Source organism: Streptomyces sp. NPDC043996, assembly GCF_056435225.1.
This window is the reverse complement of record NZ_JBWKEY010000007.1, coordinates 184852-209635: the sequence shown is the minus strand read 5'-3', so window position 1 is coordinate 209635 and position 24784 is coordinate 184852. Positions and strand designations below refer to the sequence as shown.

Below are 24784 nucleotides of genomic sequence, written 5' to 3'. Positions count from 1 at the left end.
GTCAGCGCTCCCGCCGTCAGCGCTGCCGCGTGAACGTGAACTGGGCGTAGTCCCGCACCGGCCGGTAGCCGATCCGCTGGTACAGGCCGTTGCTGGTGGGGTTGGCGAGGTCGGTGAAGAGGAGCACTTCCCCGGCGCCCGCGGCGAGCGCGGCCCGGGTGACCTCGGCGGTGACGGCGCCCGCGTAGCCACGTGCGCGGTGCTCGGCGGGGGTGTAGACCGGGGCGACGCGGATCTGGCCCGCGACGGGCCTGGTCGCGCCCGCCATGGAGACGGGGGTGCCGTCGGGGGTCTCCCAGAGGGTGACGCCCCCGTACGCGAGCCGGGAGTCCGCCCACACGTACGGGTCCATCAGCGGGGACTCGCCGAGATCGGCCGTGAACTCCTGGTGCCAGCGCGCCAGCAGGTCCCGGTCGTCGCGCCCGGCGACGCGCGCGGCCCCTGGCGGCGCGGGCTCGGGCGGGGTCAGCGCGGCGAGCCGGTACAGGCGCTGGCGCAGGTTCTCGGCGGCGTCGTCCCCGGTGTGTTCGCGCCAGGCCCGCGCGAAGCCCTCGGCGGCGGCGCGGTCCGACATCACGCCGGGCAGCTCGGGCGCGAGCGCGGCCAGTTCCCTGGCCAGCGCGTCAAGGGCTCCCGGCGCGTCCGCCGTACGAGGACTGACGGCGACGCGATGCGGCGGGGTGCGCAGGAACGCCCCACGCACGCCGCCACCGCCACCGCCATCATCGCCATCACCGCTACTGCCCTCCAGCCAGCCGAAGAGGGGATCCCCCTCCCCGTACACATGCGGGCCGCGTGTGCGCAGGGTGTCGGCGACGGTGAGCAGCGCGGTGTTCAGCGCGGGCTCGGCGTGCAGATGAGTGCGGGCGCGGTCGAGGAACTCGGCGGGGTCAGCCGTCAGTCGCCAGCGGCCGGTGGGCGTCGTGGTCATGCGGCATGGTCCCATCACGCCCGCCCCGGGGCCCGAAGGCCGGCACCACAAGCCCCTCCGCCGCCCGCCGGAACCGCACCCGCAGCACCATCCCGACCCGCAGCGCTGACTCCGCGCAGTCCACCACCTCCGTCATCATCCGGGGCCCCTCGGCGAGGTCCACGACGGCGGCGGTGTACGGGACGCGGGTGCCGAACGGCGGCAGGTCATTGCGGTGCACCACCGACCAGGTGTAGAGCGTCGCGCGGCCGCTGGCCCGATCCCAGACGACGTCCTCGCTCCAGCAGTACGGGCAGAACTCGCGCGGGTAGTGGTGGGCGCGCCCGCAGCCGGGCGCGCGGCAGCGGCGGACGAGGAGCACGCCCTCGGCGGCGGCGTCCCAGTAGGGCCGGGTGAAGGCGTCGGGCTCGGGCAGGTCAAAGCGGACGGAGTCGGTCGAACCGGCCATCAAATCCCTCCCTGCGGTCGCTGGGGAACCGGATCACCCCCGCAAACTGACGGTACGTCAGTTCAGCGCACCGGTCACCCGATGCGCAAGAGGCCGTCGTACGTGATCAATTCGCAACCGGTTTCGGACTTGACCGTCACCCATCAAGTGACGACGTGGTTACTCTCCCGTCATGGCCGACTCGAACCTTCCGCTTCCGCCGAGAACCGACCGGCCCCGACCGGACCGGTCCGGACCCGACCGCCCCGTGTACGTCATCGGCGCGGGCCCCGGCGGCCTCGCCGTCGCCGCCGCCCTGCGCGCCCGCGGCGTACGCGCCGTCGTCCTGGAGAAGTCCGACCGCGTCGGCACCTCCTGGCGCGGCCACTACGACCGCCTCCACCTGCACACCACGCGCCGCCTCTCCGCGCTGCCCGGCCTTCCCATGCCGCGCTCCTTCGGCCGCTGGGTGGCACGGGACGACGTGGTGCGCTACCTGGAGAAGTACGCCGAGCACCACGACCTCGACGTCGTCACCGGCGTCGAGGTCACCCGCCTGGAGCGCGCGGGCGGCGAAGGGCCGGACGCGGGCTGGCTGCTGCGCGCCACCGGCGGCCGCGAGCTCACCGCCCGCGCGGTCGTCGTCGCCACCGGCTACAACCACACCCCGTACCTGCCCGACTGGCCGGGGCGCACGACCTACACCGGCGACCTGCGGCACGCCCGCGACTACCGCGCCCCCGCCCCCTACGCCGGCCAGGACGTCCTCGTCGTCGGCGTCGGCAACACCGGCGCCGAGATCGCCGTCGACCTGGCCGAGGGCGGCGCCGCGCGGGTGCGGCTCGCGGTGCGCACCGCCCCGCACCTCGTGCGCCGCAGCACGGCGGGCTGGCCCGCGCAGCGCTCGGGCATCCTGTGCCGCAGGCTGCCGGTGCCCGTGGTGGACGCGATCAGCCGGGCCATCGCCCGCCTCAGCGTGCCCGACCTGTCCGCGCACGGCCTGCCGCGCCCCGACACGGGCCTGTACTCCCGCGTCCGCGAGGGCGCCATCCCCGTCCAGGACGTGGGCCTGATCGACGCGGTGCGCGCGGGCCGGGTGGAGCCCGTGGCGGCCGTGGAGTCCTTCGAGGACGGCAAGGTCGTCCTCGCCGACGGCAGCCGCGTCGGCCCCGACGCCGTCATCGCCGCCACCGGCTACCGCCGCGCCCTGGAGCCGCTGCTCGGCCACCTCGACCTGCTCGACGCCCGCGGCCGCCCCCGGGTCCACGGCCCGCGCACCGCCCCGCACGCGCCCGGCCTGTACTTCACGGGGTTCACCACCCCGATCAGCGGGACGCTGCGCGAGCTCGCCAGGGACGCGGGGCGGATCGCACGGGCGGTGGCGGCGGCCCGCTGACGCCCGCCGCGCGCCGCCTGACGCCCGACGCGCACCGCCCGACACCCGACGCGCACCGCCCGACACCCGACGCGCACCGCCCGACACGCGACACCTGACACCTGACACCCGACACCCGACACCCGACACCCGTACGTAACCGGCCAGTTACCCCCGGCGCTCTTGGCAGCGGGCGGATTCTGCTGTTCCGTAGGCACGGCGGGCGCGCACCGGCCGCTTCGGCCGCCACAGCCTCAGGCGCCCCGCGCCCGATGCCTCAGGCGCCCCGCGCCCGACGGCCCCGGACTTTGCCCGCAGCCCCATTCCTGACATGCCGTCAGTTCAGTAATCTGACTATGCGTCAGTTATCGCAGTCGTCGTTGTCACACAGGAGCGGGCGGACCGATGCTTGGATCGACGTACGGCACCTTCACCTCCGACCCCCGCCGCGCACGCGCCGTCGCCTGCGGGGGCCTGCCCGCCGCCACCGTCCACGGCCGCGCCGCCACCGCCGGTGACCTGGACGTCAGCGGCAGGCCGCTGTACGCGGACGCGCCCGACCTGGACCGCCTGTTCCGCCCCGAGTCCCTCGCCGTCATCGGCGCCTCGGACACCGAGGGCCGCCCGAACACCGGTGTCACCCGGCAGCTGGTGGCCTGGGCGAAGCGGGTCGGCGCCCGGCTGCACCCCGTGCACCCCACGCGCCCGGCGGTCTTCGGCATCCCCTGCGCGCGGAGCGTGGCCGAGCTGCCCGAACCGGTCGACGTGGCCGTCCTCCTGGTCAGCGACCCGCTGCCCCTTGTGGAGGAACTCGCCGAGGCCAAGGCGAAGTTCGCGGTGGCCTTCGCCTCCGGCTTCGCCGAGACGGGCGCGGCGGGCGCCGCCGCGCAGGAGCGCCTGGCCGCCGCCGTGGGCCGCTCGGGCCTCAGGCTGCTCGGCCCCAACACCAACCTCAACGCCTTCGAGGAGTTCCGCGAGGACCTCCAGGGCCCGGCCATCGCCCTGATCACCCAGTCCGGCCACCAGGGCCGCCCGGTCTTCACGCTCCAGGAGCTCGGCGTGCGCCTGTCCCACTGGGCGCCCACCGGCAACGAGGCCGACCTGGAGACCGCCGACTTCATCGCGTACTTCGCCGAGCGCCCCGAGGTCGGCGCCATCGCCGCGTACGTCGAAGGCCTCAAGGACGGCCGGGCGTTCCTGCTCGCCGCCGACCGGGCCGCCCGGCGCGGCGTGCCCGTCGTCGCCGTCAAGGTCGGCCGCACCGAGACCGGCGCCCGCACGGCCGCGTCCCACACCGGCAAGCTGACGGGCGCGGACACCGTGGTGGACGCGGCGATGCGCCAGTTCGGCGTGATCCGCGTCGACGGCCTCGACGAACTCCAGGACACCAGCACCCTGCTGGCGCGGGCCCGCCCGCCCCGGGCGGACGGGGTGGCCGTCTACTCGATCTCCGGTGGCACCGGCGCGCACTTCGCGGACCTGGCGACGGCGGCGGGCCTGCGCCTGCCGCCCCTCTCCGAGGCCCGCCAGGACGAACTCCACCAGTGGATCCCCCACTACCTGAACGTCGCCAACCCCATCGACAACGGCGGCCACCCCGTAGGCGACTGGCGCGGCCGCAAAATCATCGACTCCCTCCTCTCCGACCCTTCCATCGGCGTCCTCATCTGCCCCATCACCGGCCCCTTCCCACCCCTGAGCGACAAACTGGCGCGGGACCTGGTGGCGGCCGCCGAGGAGACGGACAAACTGATCTGCGTCATCTGGGGCTCCCCCGTCGCCACCGAGGACGCCTACCGCACCACCCTCCTAGGCTCCTCCCGGGTAGCGACGTTCCGCACCTTCACCAACTGCATCAAGGCGGTCCGCGCCTACCTCGACCACCACCGCTTCACCGCCTCCTACCGCTCCCCTTTCGACGCGGCGCCCCGCACCGCCTCGCCCTCCTTCCGCAAGGCGCAGGCCCTGATGCGCCCCGGCCAGCAGCTCAGCGAGCACGCCGCCAAGCAGTTGCTGCGCGCGTACGGCATCCGCGTGCCCCGCGAACAGCTCGTCACCAGCGCCGCGGCCGCCGTGCGCGCCGCCGGTCTGGTCGGCTACCCCGTCGTGATGAAGGCCTCCGGCGCGCGCATCGCCCACAAGACCGAACTCGGCCTGGTCAAGGTCAGCCTCACCTCCGCCAGCCAGGTCCGCGACGCCTACCGCGACCTCACCGACACCGCCCGCTACGAGGACATCGACCTCGACGGCGTCCTCGTCTGCCAGATGGTGGAGCGCGGCGTCGAGATGGTCGTCGGCATCAGCCAGGACGACCTGTTCGGACCCACGGTCACGGTCGGTCTCGGCGGCGTCCTGGTGGAGGTCCTCCACGACACGTCCGTCCGCGTGCCGCCGTTCGGCGAGGACCAGGCCCGCACCATGCTCGACGAACTCCGCGGCCGCCCCCTCCTCTCCGGCGCCCGAGGCGCCCCACCCGCGGACCTGGACGCCTTGGTCGAGGTGATCCTCCGCGTCCAGCGCATGTCCCTGGAACTCACCGACCAGCTGTCGGAACTGGACATCAACCCCCTGATGGTCCTCCCCCAGGGCCAGGGAGCGGTGGCACTGGACGCGTTGGCCCACTGCGCGCCGGGGAAGTAGCCCGTCCGGCGTTTGAGGACGAGGCGCGAAGCGCCAATGCAGTTGAGCGGGGGCCCGGGGGCGGCAGCCCCCGGTTTCGGGAAGGGGCGGGCCTGGGGCGCCCCGCGAGGCCCCCCACCCGCACCCAGCCACCCAGCCACCCAGAGAACGGACCCCCATGCCCACCCCCACCCTCCTCCACACCACCACCCACCACACCACCTGGATCACCCTCAACCGCCCAGAAGCCATGAACGCCCTCACCCCACCCACCCGTGACCACCTCATCCAGCTCCTAGAGGAGGCCTCCGCCACCCCCACCACCCGGGCGGTGGTGATCACCGCCACCGGCAAGGCCTTCTGCGCAGGCGCCGACCTGCGGGCCGCACCCACCCCCACCGCCGCCCCAGCGGACCGCGTCCCCGGCGACATAGCCCGCACCATCCGCCAGGGCGCCCAACGCCTGATCGCCGCGGTGCTCGACTGCGAGAAGCCCGTCCTGGCCGCCGTGAACGGCACCGCCGCGGGCATCGGCGCCCATCTGGCCCTGGCCTGCGACCTGGTCATCGCCGCCGAATCGGCCACGTTCATCGAGGTGTTCGCCCGCAGGGCCCTGGTCCCGGACGGCGCCGGGGCCTATCTGCTGCCCCGCCTGATCGGCCCGCAGCGCGCCAAGGAGCTGATGTTCTTCGGCGACGCGCTCCCCGCCGCGGAGGCGGAACGCCTGGGCCTGGTCAACCGCGTCGTACCGAACGCGGAGCTGGAGAAGACGGCCCGCGCCTGGGCGGACCGCCTCGCCACAGGACCCACCCGGGCCCTGGCCCTCACCAAGCAGCTGGTGAACGCGTCCCTGGACGCGGACCGCGCCACCGCGTTCGCCGCGGAGGCGGCGGCACAGGAGATCAACATGACGACCCGCGACGCGAAGGAGGGCCTGGCCAGCTTCGCGGAACGCCGCACCCCGGCCTACGAGGGCCGCTGAACCGCACCTTTCCCTCTCCCGCCCCCACCTTCCGATCTGACGCCCCGTCAGCTTCAATGGACCCCATGATGGGACACGCAGGAATGGCGGCCACCGTCGTCCAGTACCTCAGGTCGGTCGGCGCCCCCACGGCCGCGCCAGGCCCCGCCGCCGACGCGCCCCCGCGCCCCCGGCTCCGCGCCGTGCGCGCGGACGAGCGGGCGCCGCTGGACGCGGCCGAGTTCCGGCGCGTCCTCGGGCAGTTCGCGACCGGCGTGACCGTGGTGACGGCCCCGCCCGCGCCGGGCGAGGACGGCCCCGCGGGCTTCGCCTGCCAGTCGTTCTCGTCGCTCTCCCTGGACCCGCCCCTGGTCTGCTTCATGGTGGGCCGTACGTCCACGACCTGGCCCCGCATCGCCCGCGCGGGCGTCTTCTGCGTGAACGTCCTGGCCGCGCACCACAAGGACCTCTGCCTGGCCTTCGCCCGCAGCGGCACCGACAAGTTCGCGGGCGTCCCCCACACCCCCGCGCCCGCCACCGGCTCCCCCCTCCTGTCCGGGGCCCCGGCCTGGATCGACTGCGCCGTCCACGCCGTCCACACGGGCGGCGACCACCTGATCGTGGTCGGCAGGGTCGAGGCCCTGGGCACCGCTCCCGAGGCGGACCAGACACCCCCGTTGCTGTTCCACCGCGGCCGCCTCGAAGATCCAGCCCGTCCGGCGCTTGAGGACGAGGCGCGGAGCGCCAATGGCAGTTGAGCGAAGCCCGGGGGCGGGGGCCGCGGCCCCGGTTCAGCTAAGGCCAGCCTCCGGGGCGCCCCCGCCCCTGCGCACCACAAGGGCCATCAGCGCCGCCGCCGCACACAGCGCCCCCGAGGCGTACCACACCACGTCGTACGTCCCGAAGGCGTCCCGCGCCACGCCGCCGAGGAACGCCACCACGGCCGCGCCCACCTGGTGCGAGGCGAGCACCCAGCCGAAGACGATCGCGCTGTCCGCGCCGAAGTGCTCCCGGCACAGCGCGAGCGTCGGCGGCACCGTGGCGACCCAGTCGAGCCCGTAGAAGACGATGAAGAAGATCATCGGCAGGTGCACGCTGGGAGCGAGGAGCATCGGCAGGAGCAGGAGCGAGACGCCGCGCAGGGCGTAGTAGACGGCAAGGAGCCGCCGCGCCTCGTAGCGGTCGGTGAGCCAGCCGGAGGCGATGGTGCCGACGACGTCGAAGACGCCGATGACGGCGAGCAGCGAGGCGGCCGCGGTCACGGGCATCCCGTGGTCGTGCGCGGAGGGCACGAAGTGGGTGCGGATGAGCCCGTTCGTGGACGCCCCGCAGATCGCGAACGTCCCCGCGAGCAGCCAGAACGTCCCGGTCCGCGCGGCGGCGAAGAGCACCCGCACGGCCCGCGTCGCGGCGCCCCGCGCGGGCTCGGGCCGGGGCGTGAACTCCCCGCCGTACGGGGCAAGACCGACGTCGGCCGGGTGGTCGCGCAGCAGCAGCCACACGAACGGCACGACGACGAGCGCGGCGAGCGCGACCGTCACGGACGCGGGCCGCCACCCGTGCTCGTCCACGATCCAGGCGCACAGCGGCAGGAACACCAGCTGCCCGGAGGCGCCCGCGGCGGTCAGGACGCCGGTGACGAGGCCGCGCCGCTTCACGAACCAGCGGTTGGTGACGGTCGCCGAGAACGCGAGGGCCATGGACCCCGTACCGAGCCCCACGAGCAGGCCCCAGTAGAGCATCAGCTGCCAGCTCGCGGTCATCCACACGCTGAGCAGCGCGCCGCCCGCGACCAGGCCGAGCGCGACCACCACGACCTTGCGGATGCCGAAGCGGTCCATGAGCGCGGCGGCGAACGGCGCGGTCAGGCCGTACAGCGCCATGTCGATCGAGACGGCGAAGCCGATCTCGCCGCGCGACCAGCCGAACTCGCTGTGCAGCGGGTCGATGAGCAGGCCGGGCAGGGAGTTGAAGGCGGCGCCGCCGATGATCGTCACGAAGGTGACGGCCGCGACGAACCAGGCGCGGTGGATACGGGGCGGGCGGCGCGCCGGGCCCTTCGCGGGCCGCGCGCCACCGGTCCGCGCGGAGGACTCGGTCGTCGCGGAGGACTCGGTTGTCTGGGTCACGTCACACAGCATCCGGTCCTGGATCATCCCGTTCGAGTGGCCCGAGGGACATGGTTCGCTACGATCGGGCCATGGCCTCAAGCGCGGCACGCGACGCTCGCCACCGGGTCGCCGTCCTCGTCATGGACGGCGTCATCCCCTTCGAGCTGGGCATCCCCCAGCGCGTCTTCGGCCGCGCCCGCGACGCCGGGGGCCGTCCGCTGTACGAGGTGGTGACCTGCTCGGTGCGGTCCCCGGGCCCGGTCCGCACGGACGCGGACTTCGCGGTCCTCGTCGAACGCGGGCCTGAGACCCTCGCCACCGCGGACACCGTCGTCGTCCCCGCCTCGCACGAGCTGGGCCCGGTGTACGAAGAGGGCGTCCTGACCCCCGAGCTCACCGCCGCCCTGGCCCATCTGCGGCCGGGCACGCGCCTAGTGTCGATCTGCACGGGCGGGTACGTGCTCGCCGCCGCCGGGTTTCTCAACGGCCGCCCCGCGACCACGCACTGGGCCCACGCGGACCACTTCCAGCGCCTTTTCCCCGAGGTCGCGGTCGACGCGGCCGTCCTCTTCGTCGACGACGGGGACGTCCTGACGTCCGCCGGTGTCGCGGCGGGCATCGACCTGTGCCTGCACCTGGTCCGCCGCGACCACGGCGCCGCCGTCGCCAACGAGGTCGCCCGCACCACCGTCGTCCCGCCGCACCGCGACGGCGGCCAGGCGCAGTACGTCAAACGCCCCGTGCCCGAGCCGGGCCTCGCGACCACGACCACCGCCCGGGCCTGGGCCCTCGGCCGCCTGCACGAGCCGATCCAGCTGCGCGACCTGGCCGAGCAGGAGTCGATGTCGGTCCGCACCCTGACCCGCCGCTTCCGCGAGGAGGTCGGCGTCAGCCCCGGCCAGTGGCTGACCCACCACCGCGTGGAACGGGCCCGCCACCTCCTGGAGTCCACCACCCTGTCCATGGACCAGATCGCCCGGGAGTCCGGCTTCGGCACGGCCCAGTCCCTGCGCCAGCACGTACAGGAGGCGCTAGGCGTGACCCCTACGACGTACCGAAGAACCTTCCGTGACTCAAGCCCGTCCGGCGTTTGAGGACGAGGCGCAAGGCGCCAACGCGGTTGAGCCGGGGCAGCCCCCGGTCACTGCTGAACGTGGTGGGCGCTATCCAGGGCGCGAAGCTGAGCAAGCCGCCGCTGATACAGGGGTCCGGCCACGTGCGCGGCTCGTGCCTCACTCGGCGCTGACTGCTCAATGAGGTGCTGGGCCACGGCCTTCAGGTGCGCTGCCCACGCCAACACGTGTTGCTGAGCGGTCCGCCCGCACTCCTGCGGCTCACCAGGGAGACACAGCGGGAGATCAGGACCGACCTTGTTCGCGGCGTGCCGAATGTACCCAGCGATGGTGGCCCATTCCTCTTCGCTCCGCTGCACGGCACCGTTGGAGGCTTCCGTGCCCCACTTGCTGAAGTCGTCGCCGTGGTCGTCCATTTGTGCGCTCCTGCGGTTCCGGAGGGTCAAGCGGGTGCGCCGATCGTAGTCGCCTCCGCTACGGCGTCAGCCGCCCTCGGATCGCAGTGCCCCACGGAGGGGACGCACGGGCCACACGGCCCGCACATGGGGAGGAACTGAGGCGGTGTGCACGACTGCGCGCCTTCTCCGTGCACGGCGGCGATCTCGGCCGCCACCGTGGTCATCTGTTCGCCACCCCAGATGTCGGCAAGCGGTGTTCGGAGCACGTTGCCGATGGTCAGGAACCGCCCCAGCACGCACGGCCACACGTTCCCGGCAGGACCGATGGCGCACTTCTCGTGGGCGCAGTGCCCGCAGAGGTCGGCGATGGTCGGCGTGACTCCGTTGCTGGCCCGGCCGAAGGCGCGCGTACGGTCACCGCCGACCGTTTCCACCCCCAGCGCCGCCAGGACCTGTCTGATAATTGATCTTGTGGTGGGTCGTGGTGAGCTGACGGATGCGGTGTGGGAGCGGATCTTTTAGCGCGTCGCCCGCACCAGCCCGCGGAATGGCCGGAACCATGGGCCGTCACCGCCGGGCTCGTTCTGGAACCCGGCAAGCACGAGGAGCTGCCGTCCGGCCTCGCCGATGTAGAAATACTCCGCCACTGCGACCGAGGACGCCGGGGCGGCGGGGGCGCGCCCGGCCAACTCATCGGCGAGCAATCGGGCCATCCCGTCGTCCTTGGTGTCGTGCCACGTTGCGGTGAAGTAGCGGGCGGCTCCATCGTGCCGCCGCGCGAAGTGGTATGGCACGTAACGGCCTGGCGGATCGGCCGAGTACAGCGCCTGGATGGCACTGCCAAGAGACTGCTGGTTGCGAGGGTTGGCTGCGAAGGCCCGGTGCGCTTCGGGACTCGTCCATTGGGCGAAGTTGAGGATGGTCCGGCCGTCGGACCCGGCCATACAGTGCCGCGCAAGATACGCCGCTGGCAGCCGGGCCTTCTCCCAGGCGTCCATGACGCCGGACATGACCTTCTGCTGTTGTTCAGGCCCTTCGGTGTGCCATAGGGACGCAAGGATGAGGCCCGCGTCCGGACGGGCAGGGTCGGGCAGTGCGACCGGCCGGAGGCCAGCAACGATGGCGGTCATGGCGCCAGTCTCCAACCTCAACCGCGGTTGAGGTCAAGTTCCGTGATCGACCAAGGCCGACGACCCGGACATGAAGAAGCGCCCTAAGGTCCCTGGTTGGGTTCGCGGAGCCAGAGGATGAGTGCGGCGAGGTGGACTCCGGCCTTGTAGCGGGCGGCGAGTTTGTCGAAGCGTGTGGCGATCGCCCGGAACTGCTTGAGACGGCCGAAGCAGCGCTCGACCATGGCACGTACGGAAGCCGTAACCAGCGTTCGACGGCTCAGGCCGGGGGCGGGGTCGTGGTGCAGCCTGCGCCCCACGTGCTTCTGGCAGAACTCGCCGTGCTGTCGCGTGTGCAGGATGAACGCGTGCAAGCCGAGGTCCACGTCGTCAGACGGGACCATGGGCACGCTCGCCGTCGCGGCGGTCGCGATGAACGCTAACGCCTGGTCGCCTTTCGTGTCCGCTCGTTCCATCGACTCTCCGCTGTGGGCGTGCACGAAGTGAGCGACGCTGCCGAACAGTTCGTCGTCGACGAGCGCACGTCCCGTCTTGAGTTCGGTCGCTGTTGCGGTCATTGCGTGTCCCTCTCTTGATGGAGTGGTGCACACGGGCCCGGTCCCAGGGGGGAACCTGTTGCGGAACCGGGCCCGTCGCTGACTCGGCAGCCCGCACGGGGACGGGCCTTAGGGCCGAGCCATCCCGCGCCCTCGGGGACCTGTGCCGGAGCGCGCGGGTCCCGCCTCCGTCGCGAGTCCGCAGGGTCTAGGCGGGTTCGCACGACGGGAGACGGAGTCTCTTACGCGGGCGCCATCTCTCCGGCCAGGAGCAAGGGCAGACGGATGCCGTTCTCAGACGCGCGCACCGCCATGCGAACCCGCGCCGCTTCGTCACAGCGCGCAGCATCGCCCAGGAGCGAGACGGGTACCCACCTCAAGCCGCTCAGGTCTCCCCGTGCGATGTCGTCGAGTCCGACCGCCGACGCATCCGCAGCGGAGAGGGTTCCGCCGTCGCACACAAAGCTGTAGCGCTCGGCGGCGAACCCTTCCTTGGGCATCTGGTCCATGCCGAGAAGGTGCGAGACAGGAAGGGCCAGCCCGGTCACTTCCTTGATCTCCCGGGCCGCAACGGCGGCAACCGTCTCGCCCGGCTCCGCCCACCGTTCCAACAATTGCCACCCGAGCCGTTCCCCACGGTGCCTGTACGTCGGCTTGACCATCAATACGTCCCCCTGGGGGTTCCGCACGAGGATCACCACGCCGATACGGCGAGGGTATGCCGCCGGATCAATGTCCGTGCCCATAGGAGATATCCCTTTACTCTGAGGGTCCCGACACCCCGGTCAGGGGCGTCCCGGCTTTGCGGTGGCGCTGCACTTGCGTGCGGGAATGCTCGGGCGCCCGTATCGGGGAGATCCCTCACTGCATCCGGCGCTTCCTTAAGCCAGTGAGCGTCAGGAACAGGGTCAAGGCCATCGGCGATGTGGTGTGCTTGCGCGCCCACCCAACGCATCACGATGCCGAGATACGGGGTCCGGAGGGATCCGAGCACGACACGTACGGACTCACAGCCCCTTTCCGCCGTGGGTCCCGTGCCGACCGCCTCGGCGTGGTACTCGCGGCGGATCGCCAGTCCAGGTTGCCCGATCGCGTTCACGGCTCCACTCCGATCACTGTTGATCTCCCCTGCCTCTACGCAACCGCACGGCCACGCTCAGCGGTACCGTGGAGGGGAAGCGGAAGCCCAAGAACGAGCGTCAAGGACGCGTGCACTTCAACGCGGTTCTAGCCCAACGACAGTTGCAGCATGGGCATCTGGACGCGGCGTGCGAGTCGTGGGGGCGATTCCTCGATGACTACGAACACATCTCCTCCGCCCGAGGGGACGAGCACTTCGAGACCATGCGGCTTCGCCTGAAGCCCCATGGACGCGCGCGGTCGGTCAAGGCGCTGTCCCCCCGAATCGCTGAAGTGGCAACGCTTAAGGGTTAGCCAATCCCGAAGGGGCGAGCCGGGGGGCACCCCGAGGGCACCCCCGGCCCTCCCTCAGAACACCACCACCCCCCGAGCCACCCGCCCCGCCTCCGCGTCCTCCCGTGCCCGCCCGAACTCCCCCACCCCATACGTCCGCGACACCAGCTCGTCCAGCATCAGCCGCCCCGCCAGATACAACTCCGCGTACAACGCGAAATCCCGCTGCGGCCGCGCCGACCCGTACCGGCAGCCCAGGATCGACTTGTCCAGGAACAGGGACGCCACCACGAACGACGCCTCGGCCCCTGCCCCGGGCATCCCGAGGAGCACCGCCTGCCCCCGCCGGCCGAGGACGTCGATGGCCTGGCGTACGAGATCGACGCGCCCCACGCACTCGAAGGCGTGGTCCGCGCCGTCGGGCAGGACCTCCGCGGCCTCCGCCACCGACCCCAGGAAGTGCGTGGCCCCGAACCGCCGCGCCAGCTCCTCCTTGCCGGGGTTGGCGTCGACGGCCACGACGGCCCGCGCCCCGGCGATCCGCGCGCCCTGCAGGACGTTGAGCCCGATGCCCCCGGCGCCGATGACGACGACGGAGTCGCCGTACCCGACCCTGGCCCGGTTGAGCACCGCGCCCACCCCGGTGACGACCGCGCAGCCGATGAGGGCCGCCGACGTCAGCGGGATCTCCTTGGGCACGCGCACGGCCTGTACGGCCTTGACGAGGGTCCGCTCGGCGAAGGTGGAGTTCGCCGCGAACTGGTACAGCGGCTCGCCGCGCCGCGTGAACGGCTGCCGCGGCATCCCGATGGCCTTGCGGCACATGGTGGGCCACCCCCGGTGACACGCGGCGCAGGCCCCGCAGTTGGCGATCGTCGACAGCGCCACATGGTCCCCGGCGGCCACATGTGTGACGCCGGGCCCCACCGCCTCCACCACGCCCGCGCCCTCGTGCCCGAGCACCACCGGCACCGGGAACGGGATCGTCCCGTCGAGCACCGACAGGTCGCTGTGGCACAGCCCGGCCGCGGCGACCGCCACGAGGACCTCCCCGGGACCCGGGTCCCGCACCTCCAGGTCATCGACGACCGCCACGTCCCGCCCGTCGAACACCACGCCCTTCATCGCGCACTCCCCCTCACGATCGCCCGCTCCCTCACGATCGCCCTCCCCCTCACCACGCACCCCGTCACCACGCACCCCGTCACCACGTATCCCGTCACCACGCACCCCGTCATCCCGCACCCCTCACCGAGACCCGCGGGCCTCTCTAGGCAGACCGAGCACGCGCTCGGCGATGATGTTCCGCTGGATCTCGTCGGAGCCGCCGTAGATCGTGTCGGCGCGCGAGAACAGGAACAGGCGCTGCGCCGCGTCGAGTTCGTACGCCGCGTCGGGCGTCCAGGCGCCGGGTCCCACCGCGCCGAGCGCCCCGCGCACGGCCACCGCGAGCTCCCCGAGCCGCCGGTGCCAGCCGCCCCACAGGAGCTTCGCCACGCTGGGCGCGCCCGGGTCGCCGCCGCCGAGGGTGCGCAGGGCGTTCCACCGCATGACGCGCAGCTCGGCCCACTGCGCGACCAGGCGCTCGCGAAGCACCGGGTCCGCGACGGCGCCGCCGCGCACCGCGTCCCCGACGACGTCCGCCAGCTCGGCGGCGAAGCCGATCTGCTGGGCGAGGGTGGACACGCCGCGTTCGAAGCCGAGCAGCCCCATGGCGACCCGCCAGCCGCCGCCCGCGCCGCCGACGACGTGCTCGGCGCGGGCGCGGGCCCCGTCGAAGAAGACCTCGTTGAACTCGGCGGTGCCCGTCAGCTGCCGGATCGGCCGCACCTCGATCCGGCCCGGCTGGTCCATCGGCACGAGCAGGAACGACAGGCCCTCGTGCCGCCGCGCCCCGGCGGGCGCGGTGCGCGCGAGCACGAAGCACCAGTCGGCGTCGTGCGCGAGGGACGTCCAGATCTTCTGGCCGGTGATGCGGTACGTGTCGCCGTCGCGCTCGGCGGCCGTACGGACGCCCGCGAGGTCGGAGCCCGCACCGGGCTCGCTGTAGCCCTGGCACCACAGCGCCTCGCCGCGCGCGATGGGCGGCAGGAACGTCTCCCGCTGCTCCGGCGTGCCGTACGCGAGCAGCGTGGGCGCCAGCAGCTTCTCGCCGATGTGCCCGCACCGCCCGGGGGCCCGCACGCGCGCGTACTCCTCGGCCCACACGACCTGCTGGGTGAGCGTGGCCGTCCGCTGGCCGTAGGCGCCCTCCGGGGCGTCCCAGCCGATGCCGATCCACCCGCCGCGCCCCAGCTCCCGCTCCCAGGCCCGGCGGACGTCCACCCGCTCGTGCTCGCCGCCGGGCCCGCCGCGCCCTGCGGCCGCCGCGAACGCGCCGGTCAGATGGTCGCCGAGCCACCGCTTCGCCCGCTGCCTGAAGGCCTCGTCCTCGGCCCCGAACGCGAAGTCCACGGCGGGGCCTAGGCGGTGGGGTGCCCGGCGGGCCCGCGCGGGGGCGGGGCGGCGGGCCCCGGCGGTGCCCCGGCCCCAGCCCCGGGCCCGGCCCCCGGCCCAGCCCCGGGCCCGGCGTTGGGCCGCTCCTTGGCGGCCGCCGCCTTCGCCATCGCCTCCACCTGCCCGAGCAGCGGCATCGGATCGGTGCCGACCGTTCCGGGCAGCCGCTCGGCGATCGTCTCGGGCGTCCACCCGCCGTCGGCGTACGCGGCCCGCAGCTCGCGCGGCTGCGCCCACACGGCGATCTTGGGCCCGGCGACGGTGTACACCTGCCCGGTGATGCCCTCGGCCCGCGCCCGGTCGCTCAGGAGGTACACGACGAACGCCGCGACGTCCTCCGGCTCCCCGATCTCCGTCAGCTCCATGGGGACGCCCGCGGACATCCGGGTGCGGGCGACGGGCGCCACGGCGTTGGCGGTCACGCCGTACTTGTGCAGGCCGAGCGCGGCGCTGCGCACGAGTGAGATGACGCCGCCCTTGGCCGCGCTGTAGTTGGCCTGCGCGACGGAGCCCTGGTGGTTGCCGCTGGTGAACCCGATCAGGGTGCCGGAGCGCTGCGCGCGCATCACGGCCGCCGCCGCCCTGAAGACGGTGAAGGTGCCCTTGAGGTGCGTGGCGATGACCGGGTCCCACTCGTGCTCGGACATGTTGAACAGCATGCGCTCGCGCAGGATTCCGGCGACGCACACGGCCCCGTCGAGGCGCCCGTACACGGCGAGCGCGGCGTCCACGACGCGCTGGCCGCCCGCCATGGCGGAGATGTCGTCGGCGACGGCGACGGCCTCGCCGCCGGCCGCCTCGATCTCCTTGACGACGGCCGCGGCTATCTCGCTCGCCGGTTCGCCGCCCTCGACCGAAACCCCGTAGTCGTTGACGACGACCTTGGCGCCCTCGACCGCGGCGGCCAGGGCGACCGCCCTGCCGATGCCCCGCCCGGCGCCCGTCACGGCGACCACTTTGCCTGCCAAGAAGTTCCCCACACCGGCCCCTTCCCGCGTTTTCTGACGGACCGTTAGATTCTATGACCCGTCAGATACGTGGAGACAAGACCCGGGAGGCCCCATGTCGGCGCCGCGCCCCACCTCGCCCCCCTCGCCCGCCCTGCCGCCCGAGTTCCTGGACGTCGCGGAGCGCGTCAACAACTGGGGCCGCTGGGGGGCCGACGACGAGATCGGCACCCTGAACCTGATCACCGACGAGGCCGTACGGAAGGCCGCCGCCACGGTGCGCACGGGCCGCCGCGTGCCGCTCGCGCTGCCGCTGCGGCAGGACGGCGTACAGTCCGGCCTGATCCCGGGCCGGGTGAACCCGCTGCACACGATGGTGTCCATCAACCAGCCGCTCTTCGGCCCGGACTCGGTCGCCACCAGCGACGACACCGTCACCATGGGCCTACAGGCGGCCACCCACTGGGACACGCTGCCGCACGTCTCGCACTCGGGCCTGCTCTACAACGGCCGCCCCGCCACCAGCATCACGGCCCACGACGGCGCCCGCTTCAGCGGCGCCGAGAAGATCCCGTACGTGGTCGCGCGCGGCGTCCTGCTCGACGTGGCCCGCGCCCGGGGCGTCGGCCGCCTGCCCGGCGACCACGCGGTCACCCCCGAAGACCTGGACCGCGCCGAGGAGTTCGGCGGCGTCACGGTGGGCGCGGGTGACGTCGTCCTCATCCGGACCGGCCAGATCCAGCACTACCTGTCCGGCGACAAGCACGCCTACGCCCTGCCGTCCCCCGGCCTCTCCTACCGCACGCCCCAGTGGTTCCACGCGCGGGACGTGGCGGCCGTCGCGAACGACACGCTCACCTTCGAGATCTTCCCGCCGGAGGTCGAGCACCTGTGGCTGCCGGTGCACGCCCTGCACCTGGTGGAGATGGGCATGATCCAGGGCCAGAACTGGAATCTCGAAGAGTTGTCCACAGCCTGTGGAGAAGAGCGCCGCCACGCCTTCCTCCTGGCGGCGATGCCCGAGCCGGTCACGGGTGCGACGGGCGCGCCGGTGGCGCCGGTGGCGGTGTTCTGACCCACCCGTCCGGAGTTCGGGTGGCGGCGCGTCGGCGCCCGCCCCGAGCGCTTGTGCACGCGCCGCCATCCGGCTCCGGCGTACGAGCCCCGCCCCCCTCTGCCCTGAAGGAGCGCGACGCCGAATCACGACCCGCACCTCGCCAAGGACCGGGCCAAAGGCACCACCGTCCCTCGACGTCCCCTCGCGGCGAATCGCTGCACTCAAGCGTGATCAGCCGAATACGTTACGTCAACACCCACCCGGCGATTTATGAATTATGCCGGTTTTGCAGCGCCAGCGCATGACCGCGCATCGGGGCACGACCCGGCGCACAGACCGACACGGCAGGGGCACGGAGGCGACAGTTTCAGCCCGTCCGGCGTTTGAGGACGAGGCGCGAAGCGCCAACTGCTTGTGGGGGCGGGGGAACGGGGGCGGCCAGCCCCCGGTTCGGGAAGGGGCGGGCCTGGGGCGCCACGCGAGGCCGAAGCTTCAGTGGACGCCCGGCACCAGCACCCCCCGCTCGAACACCCCGCCACGCCCCCCGCGGGCCACCGCCTCACACCGGTCGACCTCACACCAGATGCTCTTCCCGGCCCCGTCCGGCTCCCACCCCCACCGGTCGGCGAGCCCGTCCACCAGCTCGAGCCCCCGCCCGTTGGTCTCGTCACCCTCGGCATGCCGGGGCCGCGGCGGCCGCGCGCTCCGGTCGGCGACCTCGACCCGCACGGTCCCGGGCTCCCCGGCGGGCACGCCCGGCAGCAGCATGCGCAGCACGGCGGGGCACCCGGTGTGCACGACGGCGTTGGTGACAAGTTCCGAGATCAGCAGGATGAGCGTCTCGGCCAGCGGTTCATCGACCGCTATGCCCGACCCCGCGAGCCGCGACCTCGCCCATCTGCGGGCCCGGCCCACTTCCGCGGGGTCCGGGCCGACTTCGAGCTGAACTTGAAGCACCTGCACCGCTCACACCATCCGAACCGGCGGACACATCGCCTCGCGACTCCACAGGATCACGGAACGTGATCCCCTGAGGAGACAGCATGGTTGACGTACAGTCACCCCAACAAGCGCTTCGGGCATATTCCAGCGCGAAGGAGTACGCGTGCGGCATACTGTGCGACGCGCGCCGCAGGGGGTCGAACAGGCGGGCTCCCGGCCTCGTCCCGCCCGGCGAGCGGAGCGCGTTACCAGGCACGGAGTCACCTCAGGGGCAACACCGGCACGGTTCGGCCTCAGGACCACTCGCATCTCACACAAGGTACCGGAGCCGGGCGCCGACTCCTCGTCGCGACGAGTCACGCGTAGGACACAACCCGATATCGACGCTCAGTAGCCTTCCCGCCGTCCCGGGGTTCCACAAGTCGATCATCGCGTCGAACAGCACGGTGTGACCAATCAATCCCATTGAGTGACATATTGAGTAACGCTCGGTCGGCGCCCGGCGGCCACGCGGCTCACAGCGCGGCGGCGAGGTCCTCCTCCGCGCGGGCCGCCCCGCCCCCGAGCCCGGCCCGCACCCAGGCCCGCTTCAGGTGCAGATGGACATCGGACTCCCAGGTGAACCCCATGCCGCCGTGGACTTGGAGGCAGTCGCGGGCGTTGCGCACGGCGGCGTCGTCGGCGAGGAGTACAGCCCCTGCCGCCTCCAGCGGGTCGCCGGTGACGGCGGCGGCGTAGACGGCGGCGCGGGCGAGTTCGGTACGCACCAGCATCTCGGCGCACAGGTGCTTGACGGCCTGGAAGGCGCCGATGGGCCGACCGAACTGCTCGCGGCGGCGCGCGTGTTGGACGGCCAGGTCGCGGGTGCGGCAGGCGGAGCCGAGCTGTTCGGCGGCGCGCAGCAGCGTCCCGTCGGGGCCGCCCTCGCGCGGGTGCGGCAGCCGGTGCAGGGGCGTGAGCGGGTCGACGGACCGCAGGGCCACGGCCCCGGCGGCGTCGCCCCGTACGACGTCGGCGTCGTCCAGCCAGGGCACCAGGTCGCCGTCCACGGCGGTCACGACCGTCTCCCCGGACAGGGCCCCCTCGACGTCCCCGGCCGCGAGGAAGGTGGCCGCGTAGGGCCCTGGCAGCAGGGCCCGGCCCGCCTCCTCGAACACCAACACGGCCTCGGGCGCCCCGAGGCCGAGGCCGCCGCGCCCCGTGGGCACGCACAGCGCGAAGAGCCCCGCACCGGCGAGCTCCCGCCACAGCGCGCGGTCGAGCCGGGGCTCCGCCACGGCCGCCCGCAGCCGCTCCGGGCCGAAGCGGCCCCGCAGGATCTCGCGGAAGCCGCCTTGCAACGCCCGCTGTTCCGCGCTCAGTTGGAAGTCCACAGCCGCCTCCTGGCCCGTTCGCCGCGCACGGCCGGTCACCGCCCCTTCGGCAGGCCGAGCAGCCGCTCGGCCACGATGTTCCGCTGGATCTGCGAGGTGCCCGCGGCGATGGTGTACGACAGGGACGAGAGCCGCTCGGGCGTCCAGGGCCCGGCCAGGTCGAGGGCGCCGGAGCCGAGGACGTCGGCGGCCGCTTCGTACAGCTCCTGTCGCGCGTGCGAGTAGCGCAGCTTGAAGACGGACCCGCCGGCGCCGGGGCCCGAGCCGGTGCGCTGCGCCTCGCTGACGTTCCACTGCGTGAGCCGCCACAGGGCGGTGAACTCGGCGCTCAGCCGCCCGAGCCGACGGCGCAGGACCGGGTCGTCCCAGCGGCCGTTCGCGCGGGCCTCGCGCGCGAGTTCGCCAAGGACGCGGCGGCAGGCGACCACCTCCCCCACGAAGGCGGTGCCCCGCTCGTACGACAGCGTCACCATGGTCACGCGCCAGCCGTCGTCCTGCGCCCCCACGCGGTGGGCGAGCGGCACCCGCACCTCGTCGAGGAACACCTCGGCGAACTCGGTGGAGCCCGCGAGCGTCCGCAGCGGCCGCACCGTGACGCCGGGCGCGTCCATGCGCAGGGCGAGCCAGGTGATGCCCTGGTGCCGGGGCACGGCCTCGCTCACCGGGGTGGTGCGGACGAGGAGTTCGCACCAGTCGGCGACCTCCGCGTGCGAGGTCCAGATCTTCGATCCGCTGACCACGTAGTGGTCGCCGTCGCGCCGCGCGCGCGTGCGCAGCGAGGCGAGGTCGGAGCCCGCGTCCGGTTCGCTGAAGCCCTGGCACCACACCTCGTCGCCGCGCAGGATCGGCTCCAGCCAGCGCTCGCGCTGCTCCGGCGTGCCCTCGGCGGCGATGGTGGGCCCGGCGTGCAGCAGACCGACGAAGTTCGCGCCCACGTACGGCGCCCCGGCGCGCTCGCTCTCCTCCAGGAAGATCATCCGCAGTGTGGGGGACGCCTCCCAGTGGACCCCAGCGAACCCGGCGTCGTACAGCGCCCGCTGCCAGCCCGTGTCGTAGGCGCGCCGCCCCGGCCAGTCGAGCGGGTCGGGGCGCTCTGGCAGCTTCGGCAGCGCGTCGCCGAGCCAGGCCCGCAGCCGGGCCCGGAAGCCTTCCTCCTCCTCGGAGTACGAGAGGTCCACCGGGGTCACCCGCCTCCACCGTTTCTGATGGTCCGTCAGACGGCAGGCTAGCCCCGTGCCTCTGGACCGACAAGGCGTGGCGGCCTACGCTCTGCGCACGATCTGACGAAGCGTCAGCAACGGGCGCCGTCGGACCGTTCCGTCGTCCGGCCGTCCGAGGGGGCCTCCCGTGCACGACACCGCCCGCGCGCTCGCCGCGTCAGACACCCTGTGGGAACTCGTCGAGCGGCGCGCCGCGCTCACCCCCGACGCCCCGGCGCTCATCCAGGCCGCCGACGACCCCGCCGCCGACCGGACCCTCACCTTCGGCGGCCTGCGGGAGCGGAGCGAGCGGGTCGCGGCGGGCCTGTACGACAACGGCGTGCGCCCAGGGACCGTGGTCGCCTGGCAGCTGCCCACGCGGATCGAGACGGCCGTGCTCTCCTTCGCCCTGGCCCGCGTCGGCGCCGTGCAGTCCCCCGTGATCCCCTTCTACCGCGAGCGCGAGGTCGGCTTCGCGCTGCGCGCCTCGAAGGCGGAGTTCTTCGCCGTGCCCGGGGTGTGGCGGGGCTTCGACCACACCGGCCTGGCCCGGCGCCTCGGCGCGCGCGGCGTCTTCACCGCGTACGACGACCTGCCCGAGGGCGACCCGGCCGTACTGCCCGCCCCGCCCGCCGACGGCACGGCCGTGCGCTGGATCTACTGGACCTCGGGGACGACCTCCGACCCCAAGGGCGTGCTGCACACCGACCGCTCCCTGATCGCGGGCGGCGCCTGCCTCGCGCACGCCCTGCGGCCGACCCCGGAGGACGTCGGCTCGATGGCGTTCCCCTTCGCCCACATCGCGGGCCCCGACTACTCGGTGATGCTGCTCCTGTACGGCTTCCCCGCCGTGCTGTTCGAGCGGTTCGCGCTGCCGGACGCCCTCGACGGCTACCGGCGGCACGGGGTGACCATCGCGGGCGGCTCCACCGCGTTCTACTCGATGTTCCTCGCCGAGCGGCGCAAGAACCCGGCGCGGCCGCTGATCCCCACCTTGCGGCTGCTCGCGGGCGGAGGCGCCCCGAAGCCGCCCGAGCTCTACCACGCCGTCGTCCGCGAACTGGGCTGCCAGCTGACGCACGGCTACGGCATGACCGAGGTGCCCATGATCACCATGGGCTCCCCCGACGACACCCCCGAGCACCTCGCCACCACCGAGGGGCGCCCGCCCGACGGCATGGAGATCCGCGTCACCGACGCCGCCGGGAAGCAGGTGCCCACCGGCACCGACGGCGAGGTGCGGCTGCGCGGCGAGGCCGTCTGCCGGGGCTATCTGGACGCGGCGGCGACCCGCGAGGCCTTCGACGCGGACGGTTTCCTGCGCACCGGCGACCTCGGCCACCTCCGCGCGAGCGGGCACCTCGTGCTCACCGGACGCGCCAAGGACGTGATCATCCGCAAGGGCGAGAACATCTCCGCGAAGGAGATCGAGGACCTGCTGCACACCCACCCCGCGGTGGCCGACGTGGCGGTGATCGGCCTGCCCGACCCCGCCAGCGGCGAACGCGTCTGCGCCGTCGTGGAACGCGCCCCGGGCCACGGGGAGCTGACCCTGCCCGAGGCGACGGCGCACCTGCGACGGGCGGGCCTGGCCGTCCACAAGCTCCCCGAGCAACTGGAGACCGTGGCCGCGCTGCCCCGCAACGAGGCGCTGAGGAAGGTCCTCAAGTACAAGCTGCGGGAGCGCTACACGACCTGAGACCGCGCCTCGGGGAAGTGGCGGCCACTCGGGCACGACCCGGGAAACGCCTACTCGGGCACGGTGAAGTACGAGGCGAAGGCGGACACGACCTGATCCTCCGTCACGGGGCCGAGGCCCTGGGACGCCAGCGAGGCGATCTCGGCCTGCACGCCCAACGCGCGCAGCACCCGCTCCACTTCCGCGGCCGTCGCCGTGCCGTCCGCGTCGCCGTCCGCGAGGACGAGCACCGCGTGCAGGAACGGCCGCGCGATCTCCGCGAACCGCGTCGGGTTGTCCCGCAGCCGCTTCACGGCCCCGCCGACGAACTCGTCCCGGGTGATGCGCTGGTCCCCGTCCCGGTCCGCGATGCCCGCCATGCCCTGCCAGAACGCCTCCGCCCCGCTGTACAGGGCCTGGCCCTTCTCGGACCGCGCGGTCACCCCGAACTCCGCGAGCAGCGCCTGGGCCGCCGTGCTGAAGTCCTCACGGGAGATGTAGCCGTTGCCGTCCTGGTCGAAGGTGGCGAAACGGGCCGCGATCTTGCGTTCGTACTCGGCGCTGTCCATGGTCTTCGGGCCGCCTCACTTCTCATGCGGTGGGGGTACGTCCGGCGCGACCGCCGCTTCGGACGTCCTGCGGGTGTCTGTTGGCGAGCGTACGACGCCGTCGCCCGCCAGGAGGCAGAAAAGTGACGCTCGTGCCAAGACCGCGGGAATTCCGCGACAAAGGTGTGTCACGGGTGTGGCGGGACTGGCGGTCGCGCCGACGGTGGCATCCGCTCGGGAACGGTTGTATCAGGCGGACGATCTTGACAGGTACAGGGGGTTCCGCTTGGCCGTGAGCCCCACGGGCCTGGGGGTTCTTGGCACCTGGGGCCCTAGGCCGACAGCGGTTCCGCGCCCTCGTCCACGGCCCGGGCCGCGTCCGGGTACACGTCGAAGAGCCGTCGTACGCCGAGGGCCGCGAGGACGCGGTTCACATGCGAGCCCTCGACCGCGCCCCTGGCGGGCAGGATCAGCCGGAGGCGGCCGCGGCAGGAGCGCATCAGACGGCGCGTGGCGATCAGCACGCCGACGCCGCTGGAGTCACAGAACAGCACGTCGGACAGGTCGAGGACGAGGTCGCGGCGGCCGTCGGCCACCGCTTCGCGCACCCGCTGGCGCAGCACCGGCGACGTCAGGAGGTCCATCTCGCCCGACACCCGCAGCACGGCCCAGCCGTCCCGCTCGCCGACGGTCACCTTCAGCGTCACGCGCCACGCCTCCCGCCCACCGGAACCCTTCCCTCAGTCGCGGCTTCCCCACCGCTGTCCCATGAAACACCAGCACCGCACGCATCCGGCAAAGGGGGCGTCCCGGAGGGCCCGTTCAATATCATCCGCGGCCGCGCGGGACCCCGCGTTGCCGCAAAGAGCGAGAAAGCGCGGGGAAAGAGAGGTGCGCTGTCAGCGACGCCGACTACATTCGATGCATCGGTGAAGGTGAGGACGGCGAGCGCACGAGGGGGCCGCATGCCGAAGGACGCGCCGCGTCGTTGGGACCGCCGCATGCAGCAACGCCTCGCGCACGGCGAGGCGGCGGCGCTCGGAGAGCTGTACGACCGCTTCGCCTCGCTCGTGCACGGCCTCGCGCACCGCGTCCTCGGCGACGTCGCGGCGGCCGACCGCATCACCCGGGACGTCTTCACCCACATCTGGGAGAACCCCGAGGCGTACGACCCCAAGCAGGGCCCGCTGCGCTCCTGGATCGCCACGCTCGCCCACCAGCAGGCCGTGCGCAGGCTGCGCCAGACGGAGTCCGCCGCGCTCGCCCAGGGCGGCGAGGGCAGCACCGAGGAGCTGGAGCGCAAGGTGCGCCGCGCCTCCGCCGCCGCCCGCGCGGACTACATCGTCACGGCCATGCCCGCCCCGCTGCGCGCCGCCCTGGAGCTGGCCTATTTCCAGCGGCGCGACTACCGCCAGACCGCGGCGGACCTCGGCGTCACCGAGGACGAGGCCCGGCGCAGGCTCCGCCTCGGCCTCCAGCTCCTGGCCACCGCCCACGACACCACCGCACTCGACGAGGACCCAGCCGGTCCGGCGTACGGCGCGCACGGCTACGGGAGAGCGCTGTGACA

At 73.2% G+C, this 24784-nt stretch carries 24 protein-coding genes; 8 read left to right on the top strand and 16 right to left on the bottom strand.

Annotated features, from left to right (window positions below; translation table 11 throughout):
* Positions 1–16: 16 nt before the first annotated feature.
* Both AC07A4_RS20215 and AC07A4_RS20210 read right to left on the bottom strand, forming a co-directional pair.
* The gene (locus AC07A4_RS20215) at positions 17–931 is read right to left on the bottom strand and encodes a GNAT family N-acetyltransferase (protein WP_478600388.1); all 915 of its coding nucleotides are present in this window, start codon (positions 929–931) and stop codon (positions 17–19) included.
* Positions 891–1379 (bottom strand): Zn-ribbon domain-containing OB-fold protein, encoded by a 489-nt coding sequence (locus AC07A4_RS20210; RefSeq protein WP_478600386.1) that lies wholly within the window; start codon positions 1377–1379, stop codon positions 891–893. The genes AC07A4_RS20215 and AC07A4_RS20210 overlap by 41 nt, the downstream gene beginning before the upstream one ends.
* 172 nt (positions 1380–1551) lie before the next feature.
* On the opposite strand from AC07A4_RS20210, the gene AC07A4_RS20205 reads away from it, so the two are divergent.
* The 4 genes from AC07A4_RS20205 (at position 1552) to AC07A4_RS20190 (ending at position 7071) form a co-directional block, all read left to right on the top strand.
* Positions 1552–2754, top strand: coding sequence for a flavin-containing monooxygenase (locus AC07A4_RS20205; RefSeq protein ID WP_478600383.1), 1203 nt, complete (start codon positions 1552–1554; stop codon positions 2752–2754).
* A 384-nt stretch (positions 2755–3138) separates the two neighbouring features.
* Positions 3139–5373 carry an acetate--CoA ligase family protein gene (locus tag AC07A4_RS20200; RefSeq protein ID WP_478600380.1) on the top strand — a complete coding sequence of 745 codons (2235 nt, stop codon included), beginning with the start codon at positions 3139–3141 and terminating at the stop codon, positions 5371–5373.
* 157 nt (positions 5374–5530) lie between these two features.
* Positions 5531–6334 (top strand): enoyl-CoA hydratase/isomerase family protein, encoded by an 804-nt coding sequence (locus tag AC07A4_RS20195; protein ID WP_478600378.1) that lies wholly within the window; start codon positions 5531–5533, stop codon positions 6332–6334.
* Positions 6335–6399: 65 nt separating this feature from the next.
* Positions 6400–7071, top strand: a complete 672-nt coding sequence (locus AC07A4_RS20190; RefSeq protein WP_478600375.1) for a flavin reductase family protein — start codon at positions 6400–6402, stop codon at positions 7069–7071.
* A 33-nt stretch (positions 7072–7104) separates the two neighbouring features.
* On the opposite strand, the gene AC07A4_RS20185 is transcribed toward AC07A4_RS20190, so the two are convergent.
* Positions 7105–8454, bottom strand: a complete 1350-nt coding sequence (locus AC07A4_RS20185) for an MFS transporter (RefSeq protein ID WP_478601047.1) — start codon at positions 8452–8454, stop codon at positions 7105–7107.
* A 59-nt stretch (positions 8455–8513) separates the two neighbouring features.
* On the opposite strand from AC07A4_RS20185, the gene AC07A4_RS20180 reads away from it, so the two are divergent.
* Positions 8514–9518 (top strand): GlxA family transcriptional regulator, encoded by a 1005-nt coding sequence (locus tag AC07A4_RS20180; RefSeq protein WP_478600372.1) that lies wholly within the window; start codon positions 8514–8516, stop codon positions 9516–9518.
* Between the two features lie 47 nt (positions 9519–9565).
* Here the strand turns inward: AC07A4_RS20180 and AC07A4_RS20175 are convergent, their stop codons facing one another.
* The 8 genes from AC07A4_RS20175 to AC07A4_RS20140 form a co-directional block, all read right to left on the bottom strand.
* A complete protein-coding gene (locus tag AC07A4_RS20175; protein WP_478600369.1) occupies positions 9566–9913 on the bottom strand; it encodes a hypothetical protein in 348 nt (115 codons plus the stop codon).
* A gap of 26 nt (positions 9914–9939) precedes the next feature.
* The gene (locus tag AC07A4_RS20170) at positions 9940–10329 is read right to left on the bottom strand and encodes an SPASM domain-containing protein (RefSeq protein WP_478600366.1); all 390 of its coding nucleotides are present in this window, start codon (positions 10327–10329) and stop codon (positions 9940–9942) included.
* Between the two features lie 84 nt (positions 10330–10413).
* Positions 10414–11025, bottom strand: coding sequence for a hypothetical protein (locus tag AC07A4_RS20165; RefSeq protein ID WP_478600363.1), 612 nt, complete (start codon positions 11023–11025; stop codon positions 10414–10416).
* Positions 11026–11108: 83 nt separating this feature from the next.
* Positions 11109–11408, bottom strand: a complete 300-nt coding sequence (locus AC07A4_RS20160; RefSeq protein WP_478601046.1) for a transposase — start codon at positions 11406–11408, stop codon at positions 11109–11111.
* A gap of 395 nt (positions 11409–11803) precedes the next feature.
* Positions 11804–12307: an NUDIX domain-containing protein gene (locus tag AC07A4_RS20155; RefSeq protein WP_478600360.1), complete on the bottom strand. Its 504-nt coding sequence runs from the start codon at positions 12305–12307 to the stop codon at positions 11804–11806.
* Between the two features lie 742 nt (positions 12308–13049).
* Positions 13050–14099, bottom strand: a complete 1050-nt coding sequence (locus AC07A4_RS20150) for a Zn-dependent alcohol dehydrogenase (RefSeq protein WP_478600357.1) — start codon at positions 14097–14099, stop codon at positions 13050–13052.
* 123 nt (positions 14100–14222) lie between these two features.
* Entirely contained in the window at positions 14223–15428 is a 1206-nt protein-coding gene (locus AC07A4_RS20145; RefSeq protein WP_478600354.1) for an acyl-CoA dehydrogenase family protein, read from the bottom strand.
* Positions 15429–15436: 8 nt separating this feature from the next.
* Positions 15437–16450 (bottom strand): SDR family NAD(P)-dependent oxidoreductase, encoded by a 1014-nt coding sequence (locus AC07A4_RS20140; RefSeq protein WP_478600351.1) that lies wholly within the window; start codon positions 16448–16450, stop codon positions 15437–15439.
* A gap of 82 nt (positions 16451–16532) precedes the next feature.
* On the opposite strand from AC07A4_RS20140, the gene AC07A4_RS20135 reads away from it, so the two are divergent.
* Complete coding sequence (locus AC07A4_RS20135; RefSeq protein WP_478600348.1) at positions 16533–17492, top strand: cyclase family protein; 960 nt, start codon at positions 16533–16535, stop codon at positions 17490–17492.
* A 474-nt stretch (positions 17493–17966) separates the two neighbouring features.
* Here AC07A4_RS20135 and AC07A4_RS20130 read toward each other — a convergent pair whose 3' ends face one another.
* From AC07A4_RS20130 to AC07A4_RS20120, 3 genes are all read right to left on the bottom strand, one after another.
* Positions 17967–18437, bottom strand: coding sequence for an ATP-binding protein (locus tag AC07A4_RS20130; RefSeq protein WP_478600345.1), 471 nt, complete (start codon positions 18435–18437; stop codon positions 17967–17969).
* 494 nt (positions 18438–18931) lie between these two features.
* Positions 18932–19789, bottom strand: coding sequence for an acyl-CoA dehydrogenase family protein (locus AC07A4_RS20125; protein WP_478600342.1), 858 nt, complete (start codon positions 19787–19789; stop codon positions 18932–18934).
* A 35-nt stretch (positions 19790–19824) separates the two neighbouring features.
* A complete protein-coding gene (locus tag AC07A4_RS20120; protein WP_478601044.1) occupies positions 19825–20967 on the bottom strand; it encodes an acyl-CoA dehydrogenase family protein in 1143 nt (380 codons plus the stop codon).
* Between the two features lie 169 nt (positions 20968–21136).
* Here AC07A4_RS20120 and AC07A4_RS20115 point away from each other — a divergent pair, with 169 nt between their 5' ends.
* The gene (locus AC07A4_RS20115) at positions 21137–22687 is read left to right on the top strand and encodes a class I adenylate-forming enzyme family protein (RefSeq protein ID WP_478600340.1); all 1551 of its coding nucleotides are present in this window, start codon (positions 21137–21139) and stop codon (positions 22685–22687) included.
* A 50-nt stretch (positions 22688–22737) separates the two neighbouring features.
* On the opposite strand, the gene AC07A4_RS20110 is transcribed toward AC07A4_RS20115, so the two are convergent.
* Entirely contained in the window at positions 22738–23235 is a 498-nt protein-coding gene (locus AC07A4_RS20110; RefSeq protein ID WP_478600337.1) for an EF-hand domain-containing protein, read from the bottom strand.
* A 311-nt stretch (positions 23236–23546) separates the two neighbouring features.
* On the bottom strand, positions 23547–23921 hold the full coding sequence (locus AC07A4_RS20105; RefSeq protein WP_478600335.1) for an STAS domain-containing protein: 375 nt from the start codon (positions 23919–23921) through the stop codon (positions 23547–23549).
* A gap of 258 nt (positions 23922–24179) precedes the next feature.
* On the opposite strand from AC07A4_RS20105, the gene AC07A4_RS20100 reads away from it, so the two are divergent.
* Positions 24180–24782 (top strand): sigma-70 family RNA polymerase sigma factor, encoded by a 603-nt coding sequence (locus AC07A4_RS20100; protein ID WP_478600332.1) that lies wholly within the window; start codon positions 24180–24182, stop codon positions 24780–24782.
* Positions 24783–24784 lie beyond the last annotated feature (2 nt).